This is a genomic window from Variovorax sp. GW821-FHT06D12 (assembly GCF_059419205.1).
In genome coordinates, this window is record NZ_JBWKRI010000001.1 from 357,179 (window position 1) to 372,617 (window position 15,439).

14 protein-coding genes are annotated in these 15,439 nt (G+C 68.5%); 6 read left to right on the top strand and 8 right to left on the bottom strand.

The annotated features are described in order from the left end of the window. Positions 1 to 9: 9 nt before the first annotated feature. On the top strand, positions 10 to 423 hold the full coding sequence (locus tag AC07SQ_RS01635) for a PPC domain-containing DNA-binding protein (RefSeq protein ID WP_495271244.1): 414 nt from the start codon (positions 10 to 12) through the stop codon (positions 421 to 423). On the opposite strand, the gene AC07SQ_RS01640 is transcribed toward AC07SQ_RS01635, so the two are convergent. The 3 genes from AC07SQ_RS01640 to AC07SQ_RS01650 are packed head-to-tail and all read right to left on the bottom strand — an operon-like array spanning position 378 to position 3,471. After that, positions 378 to 1,436, bottom strand: coding sequence for an amino acid ABC transporter permease (locus tag AC07SQ_RS01640; protein WP_495271243.1), 1,059 nt, complete (start codon positions 1,434 to 1,436; stop codon positions 378 to 380). The two genes, AC07SQ_RS01635 and AC07SQ_RS01640, sit on opposite strands and share 46 nt — an antisense overlap. Further along, a complete protein-coding gene (locus AC07SQ_RS01645; protein WP_495271242.1) occupies positions 1,433 to 2,431 on the bottom strand; it encodes an amino acid ABC transporter permease in 999 nt (332 codons plus the stop codon). The genes AC07SQ_RS01640 and AC07SQ_RS01645 overlap by 4 nt, the downstream gene beginning before the upstream one ends. After that, positions 2,428 to 3,471 carry an amino acid ABC transporter substrate-binding protein gene (locus tag AC07SQ_RS01650; protein WP_495271241.1) on the bottom strand — a complete coding sequence of 348 codons (1,044 nt, stop codon included), beginning with the start codon at positions 3,469 to 3,471 and terminating at the stop codon, positions 2,428 to 2,430. Before AC07SQ_RS01650 ends, AC07SQ_RS01645 begins: the two co-directional genes overlap by 4 nt. A 179-nt stretch (positions 3,472 to 3,650) precedes the next feature. Here AC07SQ_RS01650 and AC07SQ_RS01655 point away from each other — a divergent pair, with 179 nt between their 5' ends. Beyond that, a complete protein-coding gene (locus AC07SQ_RS01655) occupies positions 3,651 to 4,040 on the top strand; it encodes a DoxX family protein (protein ID WP_062471245.1) in 390 nt (129 codons plus the stop codon). 20 nt (positions 4,041 to 4,060) lie between these two features. Here the strand turns inward: AC07SQ_RS01655 and def are convergent, their stop codons facing one another. From def to smc, 5 genes are all read right to left on the bottom strand, one after another. Continuing rightward, positions 4,061 to 4,600 carry a peptide deformylase gene (gene def, locus AC07SQ_RS01660; protein ID WP_070060694.1) on the bottom strand — a complete coding sequence of 180 codons (540 nt, stop codon included), beginning with the start codon at positions 4,598 to 4,600 and terminating at the stop codon, positions 4,061 to 4,063. A gap of 49 nt (positions 4,601 to 4,649) precedes the next feature. Further along, positions 4,650 to 5,090, bottom strand: coding sequence for a hypothetical protein (locus AC07SQ_RS01665; RefSeq protein ID WP_307590163.1), 441 nt, complete (start codon positions 5,088 to 5,090; stop codon positions 4,650 to 4,652). 119 nt (positions 5,091 to 5,209) lie between these two features. Further along, positions 5,210 to 7,306, bottom strand: a complete 2,097-nt coding sequence (ligA, locus tag AC07SQ_RS01670) for an NAD-dependent DNA ligase LigA (protein WP_495271240.1) — start codon at positions 7,304 to 7,306, stop codon at positions 5,210 to 5,212. Between the two features lie 26 nt (positions 7,307 to 7,332). Next, complete coding sequence (locus AC07SQ_RS01675) at positions 7,333 to 8,439, bottom strand: cell division protein ZipA C-terminal FtsZ-binding domain-containing protein (protein ID WP_062471237.1); 1,107 nt, start codon at positions 8,437 to 8,439, stop codon at positions 7,333 to 7,335. 13 nt (positions 8,440 to 8,452) lie between these two features. Next, positions 8,453 to 11,968 carry a chromosome segregation protein SMC gene (gene smc / locus AC07SQ_RS01680; protein WP_495271239.1) on the bottom strand — a complete coding sequence of 1,172 codons (3,516 nt, stop codon included), beginning with the start codon at positions 11,966 to 11,968 and terminating at the stop codon, positions 8,453 to 8,455. Between the two features lie 113 nt (positions 11,969 to 12,081). Here smc and AC07SQ_RS01685 point away from each other — a divergent pair, with 113 nt between their 5' ends. The 4 genes from AC07SQ_RS01685 (at position 12,082) to AC07SQ_RS01700 (ending at position 15,295) form a co-directional block, all read left to right on the top strand. Continuing rightward, positions 12,082 to 12,852, top strand: a complete 771-nt coding sequence (locus AC07SQ_RS01685; RefSeq protein WP_369628924.1) for a hypothetical protein — start codon at positions 12,082 to 12,084, stop codon at positions 12,850 to 12,852. Between the two features lie 55 nt (positions 12,853 to 12,907). After that, positions 12,908 to 13,228: a helix-turn-helix domain-containing protein gene (locus AC07SQ_RS01690; RefSeq protein WP_070060699.1), complete on the top strand. Its 321-nt coding sequence runs from the start codon at positions 12,908 to 12,910 to the stop codon at positions 13,226 to 13,228. After that, positions 13,225 to 14,523 (top strand): type II toxin-antitoxin system HipA family toxin, encoded by a 1,299-nt coding sequence (locus tag AC07SQ_RS01695; protein WP_495271238.1) that lies wholly within the window; start codon positions 13,225 to 13,227, stop codon positions 14,521 to 14,523. The genes AC07SQ_RS01690 and AC07SQ_RS01695 overlap by 4 nt, the downstream gene beginning before the upstream one ends. A gap of 79 nt (positions 14,524 to 14,602) precedes the next feature. Continuing rightward, entirely contained in the window at positions 14,603 to 15,295 is a 693-nt protein-coding gene (locus AC07SQ_RS01700; RefSeq protein WP_062471226.1) for a P-loop NTPase family protein, read from the top strand. Positions 15,296 to 15,439: the final 144 nt, after the last annotated feature.

A 15,439-nucleotide genomic window follows, 5' to 3' on the forward strand; every position in this document is an offset into this window, starting at 1 on the left:
CGCACGCGCATGGACACGCTGGTGCTACGGCTGCAACCGGGCGACGACCTGCGCGCGGCGCTCGACGCCGTGCTGAAGCAAGCCGGCATCGGCGACGCGGCCTTCGTGGTCTCGGGCATCGGCAGCCTGCGCGGCGCGAGCATCCGTTTCGCGGATGCAGAGACGGCGACGCGGATCGAAGGCGACCTTGAAATCCTCACGCTCGCCGGCACGCTGTCGCCCGACGGCTCGCACCTGCATCTCAGCGTGTCGGACGGCGACGGCCGGGTGTCGGGCGGCCATGCCGCGCCGGGCTGCGTGGTGCGCACCACCGCCGAGATCCTCGTCGCGGTGCTGCCCGAGTGGCGCTTCTCGCGCGAGCCCGATGCGCAGACCGGCTACGCCGAGCTGGTGCCCAGGCGCCGCTCCAGCCAGACGCTGTAGCGCGACAGCCCGAAGCACAGCAGCCAGTAGACAGCTGCCACGAACAGGTAGCCCTCGAGGTAGAACGGCCGCCAGACCGGGTCGCCACCCAGCGCCAGCCCGAGCGCGCCGGTCAGCTCGAACAGGCCGACCACGGTGACCAGCGAGGTGTCCTTCAAGGTGCCGACCACGCTGTTGGTCAACGCCGGCACCACGAGGCGCAGCGCCTGCGGCAGCACGATGTCGCGCTGCACCGGCCAGCGGCCGAAGCCCAGCGCCATCGCCACCTCGGTCTGCCCGCGCGGCACGGCCTGCAGGCCGCCGCGGATGATCTCCGCAAGATAAGCAGCGACGAACAGCGTGAGGCCCATGAGCACGCGCACCAGCACGTCGGGCTGCCAGCCCGCGGGCCACAGCAGCGGCAGCAGGAACGAGGCCATGAACAGCACCGAGATCAGCGGCACGCCGCGCACCAGCTCGATGTAGCTCGCGCTCAGCGTGCGCACCACGGGCCATTCGGAACGCCGCCCCATCGCGAGCAGCAGCGCCAGCGGAAAGGCCAGCGCCAGCCCGACCACCGCCAGCCCGATGGTGAGCGGCAGGCCGCCCCAACGGCTGGTCGGCACCACGCTCAGCCCCGCCACGCCGCCGTGCATCAGCCCGACGAACAGCAGCAGTGCCACGCCCCACAACGGCGCCAGCCACCAGCGCCAGCTGCGCGGCCAGGCGCTGAGCACCGTCACCGCGGACAGCACGACGACGGCAACGGCTGGGCGCCATTGCTCTTCGTACGGGAAACGCCCGAACAGCATCGGCCGCCACTTCTCGGCCACCACGCCCCAGCAGGCGCCGTGCTGCACCGCGCGGCAGGCGTCGGCGTCGGCGCGGAACACGGCGTGCACCACGCCCCACTCGAACGCGTGGAAGCCGGCCCAAGCCAGCAGGCCCAGCAGCAGCACCGTGGCCAGTGCGCGCAGCGGCGAACCCCACAACTCGCTGCGCCATGCGATGGGGCCTTGCGCGACGTTTCTCATCGCCAGCCTCGCAGCGCAACGCGCGCGTTGTAGCGGTTCATGCCGAAGGAGATCACGAGCGAGAGCAGCAGGTACACCGCCATGATGATCGCGATGCACTCGAAGGCGCGCCCGTTCGAGCCGATGGTGGTGTTGGCCACCGACACCAGCTCCGGATAGCCCACGGCCACGGCGAGCGACGAGTTCTTGGTGAGGCTCAGCAGCTGGTTGGTGAGCGAGGGCACGATCACGCGCAGCGCCTGCGGCAGGATCACGATGCGCAGCTGCTGCACCGACGACAGGCCCAGCGCCTGCCCCGCCAGCACCTGCCCCTGCGACACCGAGAGGATGCCCGCGCGCACGATCTCGGCGACGAAGGCCGCCGAGTACAGCGACAGCCCGGCGACGATGGTCACGTACTCCGGGCTCAGCGCGGCGCCGCCGCTCACGCCGAAGTCACCGCGCTCGGGCCATTCGAAATGCGTGGGCCACCCGCCGCCCTCGCCCGCCACGGGCCAGGGCACGCTGAGGCCGCCCTTGCTGAGCCACACGCCCGGCAGCAGGTGCACGGGCTCGGTCGGATCGGGCAGCAGGTTGGCCATCGCGAACGCCAGCATCAGCAGCTGCACCAGCAGCGGCACGTTGCGCAGCAGTTCCACGTACGCGGTGCAGATGCCGCGCAGCAGCACGTGCGGCGCGAGCCGGCCGATGCCGATCAACGTGCCGAGCACCACCGCGAAGACGGCCGCCGGCACAGCCGCGCGCACGGTGTTGATCAGGCCCGCGAGGAACGCGCGCCACGACGGCTGGCTGGCGTCGAAGTCGAGCCAGCCCTCGCTGATCGAGAAGCCCGCAGGCTCGGTAAGAAAGTCGAAGCCCGAACGCACGCCGCGTGCGCGCAGCACCTCGAGCGCATGGTTCACCACCCAGAAGGCACCGGCCACGACGGCCAGCACCAGGAGGGCCTGAACGAGCCAGGCCAGCCAGGCGCCGCGGCGCGAGGCCTGGCGGCTCATCGAACCGGTGGTGCGTAGATCAGGCCGCCCTTGCTCCACAGATTGTTGGAGCCGCGCGGCAGCTTGAGCACCGACTTCGGACCGACGTTGCGCTCGAACATCTCGCCGTAGTTGCCCACGGCCTTGATGGCGCGGTACGACCAGTCCTTGTCGAGACCCAGCAGTTTGCCGAGGTCTTCGCCGGCGCCGAGCAGTCGCTGCTGCGCCGGGTCCTTGCTGCCGGCCTTGAGCTGGTCGGCATTGGCCTGTGTGACACCGAATTCTTCGGCCTCGATGAGCGCGTTGGGCACCCACTTGGCGATGGCAAACCACTCGTCGTCGCCGCGGCGCACCAGCGGCGCCAGAGGCTCCTTGGAGATCAGCTCGGGCAGGATCAGGTAGTCGTCGGGGTTCGGCGCTTCCTTGTTGCGCAGGCCGGCCAGCGCCGAGGCGTCGGTGGTGAAGGCCTGGCAGCGGCCCGAGAAGAAGGCCTTGAACGAGGCTTCGAAGCTCTCGAACACGACGGTCTTGACCGGGATGTTCTGCGCGCGGAAGTAGTCCGACACGTTCTTCTCGTTGGTGGTGCCCGACTGCGTGCAGATGGTGGCGTTCTTGAGCTGCTTGGCGCTCGTCACCTTGAGCTTCTTGGGCACCAGGAAGCCCTGGCCGTCGTAGTAGGTGATGGTGGTGAAGTTGAAGCCCAGCGAGGCGTCGCGCGTGAGCGTCCAGGTGGTGTTGCGCGCGAGGATGTCGATCTCGCCGGCCTGCAGCGCCGAGAAGCGCTGCTGCGAATTCAGCGGCACGAAGTCGACCTTCTTGGGATCGCCCAGCACGGCCGCGGCGATGGCGCGGCAGGTGTCAACGTCCAGGCCCGACCAGTTGCCCTGCGTATCGGGGGCCGAGAAACCGGCCACGCCGTTGGTCACGCCGCACTTGACGCTGCCGCGCTGCTTGACCGCGTCGAGCGTCTTGCCGGCGAAGGCCGGGGCCGCGGCGGCCAGCGCGAGAACGGAAGCGGCGGCGAGCAGTGCCGGGCGGAGTCGGGCGCTTGTCTTCTTCATCATCATTGGTGTGTGCTCCTCAACAGTAGGCAAAAGGCAGTGTACGGGGCGATGCAGGCCGACGACAAAGAACCCTGCGTTGGATACATATGTCGATCCGCTCGCGGGCGATCAGTTGGCGGCGCGGCCAGTTTCACTACCATACGGCCCTTTCATCACTCCCGAACAGGAATCACACCATGGTCAAGTCCGACGACACCGGCAAGCTCATCCTGCGCGTTGCGCTGGGCATCCTCATCCTGCTGCATGGCATTGCGAAGGTCGGCAAGGGCGTCGACGGCATCGGCGGCATGCTCGCGTCCCACGGCGTGCCTGCGGTGCTGGCCTACCTTGTCTACGTGGGCGAGATCCTGGCCCCGGTGCTGCTCATCGTCGGCCTGTTCACGCGGCCCGCGGCGTTGGTCGTGGCCATCAACATGGTGGTGGCAATCTGGCTGGCCCACCGCAAGGACCTGGGCGCGCTGAACGGGCAAGGCGGCTGGGCGCTGGAACTGCAGGGCATGTTCCTGTTCGCGGCGATCTCGCTCGCGCTCACGGGTGGCGGCCGCTTCGGGCTCAACAACAAGTAGGCGAAGAGGCGACTGGCGACTCAGTCGTCGTCGGCCGCATCGAGTCCCGGGAACAGGACCTCGGTGTAGCCGAAGCGCGAGAAATCGCGCACCCGCATCGGGTACAGCTTGCCGAACAGGTGATCGACCTCGTGCTGCACCACGCGCGCATGGAAGCCGTCGGCGGTGCGGTCGATCGGGTCGCCGTACAGGTCGAAGCCCGTGTAGCGGATGTGGGCGAAGCGCGGCACCACGCCGCGCAGGCCGGGCACCGACAGGCAGCCTTCCCAGCCCTCTTCCTCTTCATCGCCCAGCGGCGTGATGACGGGGTTGAGCAGCACGGTGCGCGGCACCGGCGGCGCGTCGGGGTAGCGTGGATTGACGGTGTCGGTGCCGAAGATCACCAGTTGCAGGTCGACGCCGATCTGCGGCGCCGCAAGGCCGGCGCCATTGACCGCCTGCATGGTCTCGAACATGTCGCGCACCAGCAGGTGCAGTTCGTCGGTGTCGAAAGCGGCGACCGGCTGCGCGGTGCGCAGCAGCCGGGGGTCGCCCATCTTGAGGATTTCGCGGAAGGCCATGGCGGGATTATCGCGACAGCCTCACGCGAACCTCACATCAGCGCCACGATCAGGGAGGCGTGGTGCCTTGCGAGTCGGGCGAGGTCCATAGCCGCGCGCGACCTTGCGGCATCTGCTGCGGATGCGAGGGCGTGATGCCGGGCACGCCACCCCCGCCGGGTCGCACCGGTGGCACCACGGCAACTGGCGGACGGCCACCGCCCCAACCCGGGCGGGTCGTCGGGTACGAGGGTCGCACGCCGGGGTACGGGTAAGCCGGCCGACGGCCGTCGTAGTAAGGACGGCGGTCGTAGTACGGGCGACGGTTGTCGTAGTAGCCGCCACCCTGGATGTAGACCGGCGCCGGCACCACCACGGGACCCGGGTCGGAGTAGTACGGTTCGGAATAGCCGCCGGAGTAGTACGGATCGCCAGGAACGGCCACGCAGCCGCTCAGCAGCGCGATGCCGCCGAGTGCGAGGCTGGTAGCGAGAACACGAATTTTTTGCATGAGGGACTCCTTGTCGGCCTTCTGTGATCGTTCAACGCCCGCTTGTAGACCCTGTTGACTGCGCTGGTGTGAAGTCGCGTAACGGCCGGTAAGGGCCTGGATCCCGGGCGCCGGGCGACTCAGGCGTCGGGCGCCGGCGGAACACCGCTGGCGAGGACCTCCAGCATACGCGCCTCGTCGATCACCGTGACGCCGAGGTCGCGCGCCTTGTCCAGCTTGCTGCCGGCCTCTTCCCCGGCCACGAGGTAGTGGGTCTTCTTGCTGACGGAGCCGGCCACCTTGGCGCCGGCTGCCTCCAATTTATCCTTCGCTTCGTCGCGGCCCAGCGTAGGAAGGGTGCCGGTGATCACGAAGGTCAGTCCCGCCAAAGGCTTGGGGGCACGGGCCTCGGGCTCGAACTCTTCCCAGGTCAGGCCACAGGCGCGCAGCTGCTCGACCACCTCGCGGTTGTGCGGCTGGTCGAAGAAGGTGCGCAGGCTCTGCGCCACCACCGGGCCGACGTCGTTGACCTCGAGCAGCTGCTCCTCGGTCGCGTCCATGATGGCGTCGAGCTTGCCGAAATGCTTGGCGAGGTCTTTCGCCGTGCTCTCGCCGACGTGGCGGATGCCCAGGCCGAACAAAAAGCGCGGCAACGTGGTCTTCTTCGAGGCTTCGAGCGCATCGACGAGGTTCTGGGCCGACTTCTCCGCCATGCGGTCCAGGCCCGCCAGCGTGACGAAACCGAGCTTGTAGAGGTCGGGCAAGGTGCGGATCAGGTTGGCATCGACCAGCTGTTCGACCAGCTTGTCGCCCAGCCCGTCGACGTCGACCGCGCGCCGCGCAGCGAAATGCAGGATGGCCTCCTTGCGCTGCGCCGCGCAGAACAGGCCGCCGGTGCAGCGGTAGTCGACCTCGCCCTCCTCCCGCACCGCCTCGGAATCGCAGACGGGGCACTTGTGCGGCATGGTGAAGACCGCGCCGCGCTGGTCGTCGGGCTTGGCCAGGCTGTCGGGCGCAACGCCGACCACTTCGGGAATCACGTCACCGGCGCGCCGCACGATCACGGTATCTCCCACGCGCACGTCCTTGCGGCGGGCTTCGTCTTCGTTGTGCAGCGTGGCGTTGGTCACGGTCACGCCGCCCACGAACACCGGTGCCAGCTTGGCCACCGGCGTGAGCTTGCCGGTGCGTCCCACCTGGATCTCGATGCCGACCACCTCGGTCAGCTGCTCCTGCGCTGGGTACTTGTGGGCCACGGCCCAGCGCGGTTCGCGCGAAACAAAGCCCAGCTGGCGCTGCAGCTCCAGGCTGTCGACCTTGTAGACCACGCCGTCGATGTCGTACGGCAGCGCATCGCGCTGGCGGCCGATGGTTTCGTGGAACGCTATCAGTTCAATAGCACCGGTGGCCCGCGCGGTCTGCGTGGCCACCGGAAAGCCCCAGGCGTGGAACTGCTGCAGCCAGTCGAACTGGGTCGCGATCTCGGGACCGCCATCGCTCGCGGGCGAGACCTCGCCCAGGCCATACGCAAAGAAGCTCAGCGGGCGCTCTGCCGCAATCGCCGGGTCGTGCTGGCGCACCGCGCCGGCCGCTGCGTTGCGCGGGTTGACGAACACCTTCTCGTTCTTCTGCCCGGCGGCGATCTTCTGGCGCTGGCGCTCGTTGAGGGCATCGAAATCGGCGCGCTTCATATAGACCTCGCCGCGCACCTCGACCACGGGTGGCGCCGCACCCTTGAGCTTGAGCGGAATCTCGCGCACGGTGCGGATGTTCTGCGTGACGTCCTCGCCCACCTCGCCGTCGCCGCGCGTGGCAGCCTGCACCAGCACGCCGTGCTCGTAGCGCAGGCTCATGGCCAGCCCGTCGAACTTGAGTTCGCAGACGTAGCTGATCTGCGGCGCGTCTTCGGCCAGGCCCAACTCGCGGCGCACGCGTGCGTCGAAGGCGCTGGCGCCGGCGGGCGTGATGTCGGTCTCGGTGCGGATCGACAGCATCGGCACCCGGTGGCGCACCTTGGCCAGGCTGTCGAGCACCGTGCCGCCCACGCGCTGCGTCGGCGAATCGGGCGTGCGCAGTTCGGGGAACTCGGTCTCCAGCACCTGCAGGCGCTGGAACATCTTGTCGTACTCGGCGTCGGGCAACTCGGGGGCGTCGAGCACGTAGTACAGATGGGCGTGGCGATGCAACTGCTCGCTCAGTGCGGCGGCTTCGCGTGCCGCTTCGTCGCGCGTTGTCATGGGGTGTCCCTCGGGAAAAAGACGGATCAGCTGAAGAGGCGTCGCGCCAGTGGCGAGCCCGCGGCGAGGTCGCGTGCGTCGAGCGTGTCGTACAGCTGCTCGAGGTCGGTGCCGATCACGTCCATGGTCTCGTCGCGCAGCAACTGGCCGTCGCTGTCGGTCACCACGCCGTCCATCTCGCGGGCGAGCGTGGCGGCGGCTTCGCGCATGCGACGGAACGGCTCTTCGCCGCGATCGACCTGCGGCACGTCCAGGCTCAGGCTGAGCTCGCGGATGGCCGATTGCGCCGGATCGTCGGCCAGCGCGGCCTGGGTGTCGAACGAGAGCCCGAGGATCGGCGGCAGGCCGGCCTCGCTGGTCGGCAGCACCATGCGGCCCGGAATGATCCCGGCCACGAAGCCCAGCCGCGCGGCGTTCTGCTGCACGTAGCCCGGGCTCCAGGCCGCGTGCAGCGCGCGCAGCACGAAGCCCAGTTGCGCGTCGTGCGCGCTGGCGAACTGATCGAGCTCGCGGGCGCGTGCCACTTCGTCGAGCATCTCGGGAAACTCGGGCGCGCCGTTCACGGCATCGGCAAAGGCCTGCGCCTTGACCACGAACTCGGAGTACTCGATCTCGTTGAGCGCCCCGGTGCGGTTGGCCAGCTGCACGCCGACCTGGAACGCGCGGTAGCGCTGTCCGGGCGCCGGCGGCTCCCATTGGCTGGTGAGGTCGTTCAGGCCTTCGATGGCCACCGGCTTGCTGCCGGCGCGGCGCGTCGACGGCATGGACGCGAGCGCGGCATCGCCCGAGGCCAGGCCTTCGAGCGAGATGGGCGCGATGACGTCGATCAGCGGATCGAGCCCGCCGCGGCGCTCGCCGGTGGGCACGGGCACGCCGCTGGGCGCGGGCAGGTCGGGGTCGAACAGCGGCTCGTGGCGGTCGCTGCCGGCCACCTGGCTCGGGTCGGCATGGAGCATCGGCTCCACGCCGCCGTCGCTGCCGCCTGCCAGCGCGCGTTCGGCTTCTGCCAACGCGACATCGACCGCGTCGGGCTGGCGCGGCGCGTTGCGGCGCGACATCAGGGTGTTGTAGGCCACGACGGCCGCGAGAACGAGGCCGCCGAGGATCGCCAGGGCGAGGGTGAGATTGCTCATGCGCGCGCCTGCCTTATGCCGCTTCGACCATCGAGACCGCCGACTCCATGTCGACCGCAACGATGCGCGACACGCCCTGCTCCTGCATGGTCACGCCGATCAGCTGTTCGGCCATTTCCATGGCGATCTTGTTGTGGCTGATGAAAAGGAACTGGGTTTCACGGCTCATGGCGGAGACGAGTTTGGCATAGCGTTCGGTGTTGGCGTCGTCCAGCGGCGCGTCCACTTCGTCCAGCAGGCAGAAAGGCGCCGGGTTCAGCTGGAAGATGGCGAACACGAGCGCAATGGCCGTGAGCGCCTTCTCGCCGCCCGAGAGCAGGTGGATGGTCTGGTTCTTCTTGCCGGGCGGCTGGGCCATGACCTGCACGCCGGAATCGAGGATCTCGTCGCCCGTCATCATCAGCTTGGCGTTGCCGCCGCCGAACAACTCCGGGAACATGCGGCTGAAGTGCTCGTTGACGATCTTGAAGGTGCCGCCGAGCAGGTCACGCGTTTCGGCGTCGATCTTGCGGATGGCGTCTTCGAGCGTGCCGATGGCTTCGTTCAGGTCGGCCGACTGGGCGTCGAGGAAGATCTTGCGCTCGCTCGCAATGGCGAGTTCGTCGAGCGCGGCGAGGTTGACGGCGCCGAGCGCGACCACCTCGCGGTTCAGGCGGTCGATTTCGCTTTGCAGGCCGGTCAGGCGCACCTTCTCGGTCTCGATCGATTGCGCGACCGCCTCGAGGTCGGCACCGGCGTCGTCCAGCAGCTGCTGGTACTGCTCGACGCCCAGGCGCGCGGCCTGTTCCTTGAGCTGGAACTCGGTGATGCGCTGGCGCAGCGGATCGAGTTCACGCTCCAGCTGCAGCCGGCGCTCGTCGCTGGCGCGCAGTTTGAGCGTGAGGTCGTCGTACTGGCTGCGGGCCGCGCCCAAGGCGGTCTCGCGCTCCAGCTTGAGCGACAGCGCGTCCTGCAGGCCGGCTTGCGCGGCGGCATCCGACAGGCGGCTCAGCTCGGCGCGGGCGCGCTCGTCTTCGTCGGTCAGCGCGACGGTCTGCTGCGAGGCGGTTTCGATGCTGCGGTTCAGCTCGCCGCGGCGCGCTTCGAGCGTGCGCTGCGAGAAGGTGGCTTCCTGCGCCTGCCGCTCGAGGCTGCGGTGTTGTTCGCGGCTGGCCGTGAGCGCGCGGCCGGCTTCGATCACGCGCTCGTCGAGCTGCGCATGGCGCTCCTGGCTGTCGGCCAGCTGCATGTCGAGTTCTTCGAAGCGGCCTTCAGCGGCGATGCGCTTTTCCTGCAATTCTTCGAGCTGGGCATCGACCTCGCCGAGGTCGGCGGCCAGCTGCTGGCTGCGCGCGCGGGTCTGTTCGGCGAGCTGCGTCATGCGCAGCGTTTCGACCTGCAGCTCATGGGCGCGCGACTGCGTTTCGGCGGCTTCGCGGCGGGCCGTGACGAGGCGCTGCGCGGCGTCGCCGTAGGCCGCTTCGGCGCGGACCAGCGCGGTGCGCGCCTCTTCGTTGATGAGCGTCTGGGCCTTGAGCTGGCGCTCGAGGTTTTCCATTTCCTGCTGGCGGGCCAGGAGGCCGGCCTGCTCGGAATCGGGCGCGTAGAAGTTCACGCTGTGCGACGACACGGCATGGCCGCTGCGCACGTAGATCACCTCGCCGGGCTGCAGCGTGGCGCGCTGGGCCAGCGCCTCTTCGAAAGTCTCGGCCGTGAAGCAACCGTGCAGCCAGTCGTTCAGCAACGCCTGCTGGCCGGCGTCGTTCAGGCGCAGCAGGCTCGACAGCTTGGGCAGCGCGCCCGCGCCCTGCGGCACGCCGGCGGCGGGCGGGCTGTAGAAGGCCAGCTTGGCGGGCGGTGCGTCATTGCCGAAGGCACGCACCATGTCGAGCCGGCTGACTTCGAGCGCGCCCAGGCGCTCGCGCAGTGCGGACTCGAGCGCGTTCTCCCAGCCCTGTTCGATGTGGATGCGGCTCCACAGGCCCTGCAGGCCGTCGAGGCCGTGCTTGGCGAGCCAGGGGGCGAGCTTGCCGTCGGTCTTGACCTTCTCCTGCAGCGCACGCAGCGCTTCGAGGCGGGCCGAGAACTCGGCATGACGGGCGCCCTCGGTGTTGACGGCCTGCTGCTTGGCGCGGCGGTCTTCGTCGAGTTGCGGCACGGCCTCCTGCAGTTCCTGCAGGCGGGCGTCGGATTCGCTGGCGATTTCCTGCGCCGCGGCCAGCTGCTCCTGCATCTCGGTCAGCCGGTCTTCGTCGGGCGCGGCCAGTGCGTTCTGATCGGCGCGCAGGCGTTCGCTGCGCAGCGTGAGCTGGCGGCTCTGGTCTTCGATGTTGCGCTGGTCGGCGGCCAGCACCTGGATCTGCTGCTGCACCTGCGACACCGTGGCGCGCTGCGTGTTGGCTTCGTTCTGCGCACGCTGCACGGCCTCTTCGAGGTCAGGCAGGCGTGCGTCGTGCTCCTCGAGCTGTGCGGCCAGCAGGATGGCCTGCTCTTCGGCATCGACGCCGGCACCGGCCAGCGTCTCGATCTCGGCCTCGGCCTCTTCGCGGCGACGGCCCCACTGGCCCATTTGCTCACGCAGCTGCACCAGGCGTTGTTCGACGCGCTGGCGGCCTTCGACCACGAAGCGGATCTCGCCTTCAAGCCGACCGACTTCAGCGCTGGCCTCGTAGAGTTTGCCCTGCGCCTGGTTCACCAGGTCGCCGGCGCCGTAATGGGCCTGGCGCACGGTTTCGAGTTCGGACTCGATGCGGCGCAGGTCGGCGGTACGCGATTCGAGGTCGTTGATGGCCTTTTCCGAATCGGCCTTGATCTTGGCCTGGTCGGCATCGCTTTCTCCGCGCTTGAGGAACCACAGCTGATGTTGCTTCTTCGTGGCGTCGCCCTGAAGCGCGTTATAGCGCGCCGCCACTTCGGCCTGCTTCTCGAGCTTCTCGAGGTTGGCGTTGAGTTCGCGCAGGATGTCTTCGACGCGCGTGAGGTTCTCGCGCGTATCGCCCAGACGGTTCTCGGTTTCGCGGCGGCGCTCCTTGTACTTGGAGACACCCGCAGCTTCCTCGAGGAACAGGCGCAGTTCCTCGGGCTTGGATTCGATGATCCGGCTGATCGTGCCCTGGCCGATGATGGCGTAGGCGCGCGGGCCGAGGCCTGTGCCCAGGAACACGTCCTGCACGTCGCGGCGACGCACCGGCTGGTTGTTGATGTAGTAGCTGCTGGTGCCATCGCGCGTCAGCACGCGGCGCACGGCGATTTCGGTGAACTGGTTCCACTGGCCGCCGGCGCGGTGGTCGGCGTTGTCGAACACCAGTTCGACGCTCGAGCGGCTGGCCTGCTTGCGGGTGGTCGTGCCGTTGAAGATCACGTCCTGCATCGACTCGCCGCGCAGTTCCGACGCACGCGACTCGCCGAGCACCCAGCGCACGGCATCCATGATGTTCGACTTGCCGCAGCCGTTCGGACCCACCACCCCGACCAGTTGGCCCGGCAGCAGGAAGTTGGTGGGTTCGGCGAACGACTTGAAGCCCGAGAGCTTGATGGAGTTAAGACGCACGACTTGTCGCCCTGCCTTGGCGTAGCGCCAAGGTATTGATTTGTAAGGAAAATTGCACGGGCCCGCAGCTTGAAGCGGGCCGCCGCCCCAGCCGTGGATGATAACGTCAGGGCATGAGCGATTCCCTGGCTTCTCCCCTCGCGGCGCGACGCACCTGCCTGTTGGCGGGCACCGCGGCCGCCCTGCTCGCGCCGCTGGCGCTGACGGGCTGTTCCTCCTTCCGTTCCACCGAGCGCGCCGAGCCCTACGGCAACCAGGAATGGCTGCAATCGGCCACCAACCGCATCGCCAACCTGTCGCTGCGCGACAACCTGCAATCGGTGCGCCGCGTGCAGACCACTCTGTACCGGCGCAACCCGCGCGAATGGCGCAAGTCGGCCGCCAGCATGGAAGAAGCCACGCAGCGCACCTGGGACGCGGTCCTGCAGGGCACGCCACTGCCCGAATTGCGCGGCGCCACCGGCATCGACGCCATCCGCCTGGCCTTCGAGACCGGCCCGCAGGCCTACCAGGGCGACCGCGTGGCGGCGCTGGTCGTCGGGTGGGCCTCGATGCTCAAGCAGGCCAACGGCAACACCTGGGACCAGACCATGATCGACGGGGTCGACGCCGAGAACAGCTACCGCACGGCGCGCAACTTCGAGATTTCGCTCTGGCTCATTTCCTCCAAGACCGGCCCCGACGGCCAGCCACTGCTGCTGGCCACCGAGATCAGCGAGCGCGGGCGCAACCTCGTGGCCGACCGCGAGCTGTCGAAGGTGGTGGCACGGCTCGACCTGCTGGCCGCGCAGGCCGACGAGAAGTACCGCCGGGCGGCCCTCGATTTCGGGCAGAACTGGGTGATGGGCGTGGTCATGCCGCTCTTCACACTGATACCCAAGTAGGCTCTTCGCATCGGAAATATGTTTCCGAAATAGGCATTTGCGGTAATATCTTTCCGTGGACAAGCAGGAACTCATCACCGCCCTTACGGCGCGTCGCGGGGCCACCGGCCTCACGAACGCCGAGATCGCCCTGCGTTCGGGGCTCACCGAGCGCTCGGTGCGCAATGCCCTGAGCCTGAAGGGCAATCCGCAACTGTCCTCGCTGCTCGCGCTGGTCGATGCGCTGGGGCTCGAACTGCAGCTCGCGCCCAAGGGCTTCGGCGAAGGCACGGCCGTCGATCCCGGCTACCGGCCGGTCGCCACGCGCGTCGGTCGTGCGCTGGCCGAAGCGCCTGCCGCGCCGCCCTACGTGCGGGGCCGCCGCTCACCGCCATGAACGTCAAGATCCTCGAGATTTCGCTCGGCGCGCACCGCCTCGGCAAGCTGTTCCAGTACGCCGATCTGTGCCGTTTCGTGGCGGAGCCCGAGCTGATCGCCAACCCGCTGCCCGGCGTGCTTTCGCTGTCGATGGTCGCGAGCGACCCGGCCGCCCAGGCCGCGTTGTGGAGCGACGTGAAGAACCCGCTGTTCAACGCCCAGGGCGGCCAGTTGCCCGGCTTCTTCCAGAACCTGCTGCCCGAAGGCGTGCTGCGCAGCCACATCGCGCAGCTGCGCGGTTGCCGCGAGAACGATCACTTCGAATTGCTGGCGGCCTGCGGCGGCGACCTGCCCGGCGCCGTGGCCGCGCGCCCGGTGTCGGTGGACCGCGGCACGCTGCAGCGGCTCATCACGCAGGACCAGGACGCGCTCGAGATGTCGGTGGTCGAGCTGCCGATGCCGCAGGGCATCTCGGTCTCGGGCGTGCAGCCCAAGCTCGGCCTGCGCCGCCAGGGCGGGCGCTACGTGGCGCGCGTGCGCGCCGGCGCCAGCACGCGCGTGATCGCCAAGCTGCCGGTGGCCGGCCGGCCGCACATGCCGCAACTCGAGATGCTTTCGCTGCAGATGGCCGGCGTGGCGGGCGTCGAGGTGTGCCACGCCGAACTCGCACCGCTGTCGGCCATTGCGGCGGAGCACAGCTATGCGCTGCCGGACGAGCCCGAGTTCCTGGCTGTCACGCGTTTCGACCGCGATGGCGCGCGCCGCATCCATTTCGAAGACTTCGCGCAGGTGCTGGCGGTCGACCCGATGCACAAGTACAGCGGAAGCTACCTCGACATGGCGCTCGCGATGCGCGCCTTTCCGTCTCTCGGCGAAGACGCTGTGCTCGAACTGGTGCGCCGGCTCGTGGTCAACGACCTGCTGGGCAACCCCGATGCCCACCTGAAGAACTTCGGCGTGCTGTACCCCGATGGCATCGCGCCGCGCTTGGCCCCTGCCTACGATATCGTGGCCTACGCGGCATTGCAGGGTGTCGAAGGCCATGCGCTGCCGCTGCTGCCGGCCCCGGTTAGCGCCACCGCTGCGCGTCGCACCGCGATGTTCACGCCGGCCAACGTGCGCGCCTTCTGCTTCTCGGCCGGCGTGCACGAGCCGCGCATGCGACGCGTGGTGGCCGACACGGCCCGCCTCGCGCGCGACCAGTGGCCCGCGATGATCGACGCCTCGGCACTGCCGGCTCCGTGGAAGAAACGGCTGCAGCATCGCCTGCAGGCACATCCCTTGCTGCAGGGCATGAGCAAGCGGGGCCGCTAGCCACAGCGGTGCGACAGGCGACCCCTAGAATGAATCCGCCCTCCTCCACCCCTCAACCCATTCGAGGCAGCAACCACTCATGAGCTCCATCAACTTCATCGGCGGCGAAAAAGGCGGTGTCGGCAAATCGGTCACGGCACGCGTGCTGGCCCAGTACTTCATCGATCGCAGCCGGCCCTTCACCGGCTTCGACACCGACCGTTCGCACAGCTCCTTCACGCGCTTCTACGAGGGCTTTGCCTCGCCCGTGGTGGTCGACAGCTTCGAAGGCCTGGACACGGTGGTGAACGGCTTCGAGACCAACCCGAAGCAGAGCGTGATCGTCGACCTCGCGGCGCAGACGCTGGCGCCGCTGTCGCGCTGGATCAAGGAATCCGACCTGTTCGACGTGTTCGAGGAGATCGACGTCACGGTCAACTTCTGGCACGTGCTGGACGACGGCAAGGACTCCACCGACCTGCTCGGCACGCTCATCGACACCTTCGGCAACCGGCCCAATTACATCGTGGTGCAGAACTACGGGCGCGGCAGCGACTTCGGGATGCTGCTGGCGTCGCAGTCGCTGTCGAAGGCCAATGCGAATGGCGCACGCGTGATTGCCTTGCCGCGTTTGCATGAGGCCAGCATGCGCAAGATCGATGCGCAGAACACGAGCTTCTGGAAGGCGGTGAACGACCGCGAAGGGCCGCATGCGCTTGGGTTGCTGGAACGGCAGCGCGTGAAGTCTTGGCTGGCTACGGCTTACGCTGCGTTCGATACGCTGCCTCTCTAGGCCTTTTGGGAGCGCCCGACAGGCGGCACGGCGTGGTCGGCCCCACTGTGCCGGCCGCTTCGCGGCTGCCCTGCGGTGCTCGCGTTTCGCGGGGTCTCGCAGAACTCGCTTCGCTCAAACAGCTGCGAGCCCTGATCCGCGAAA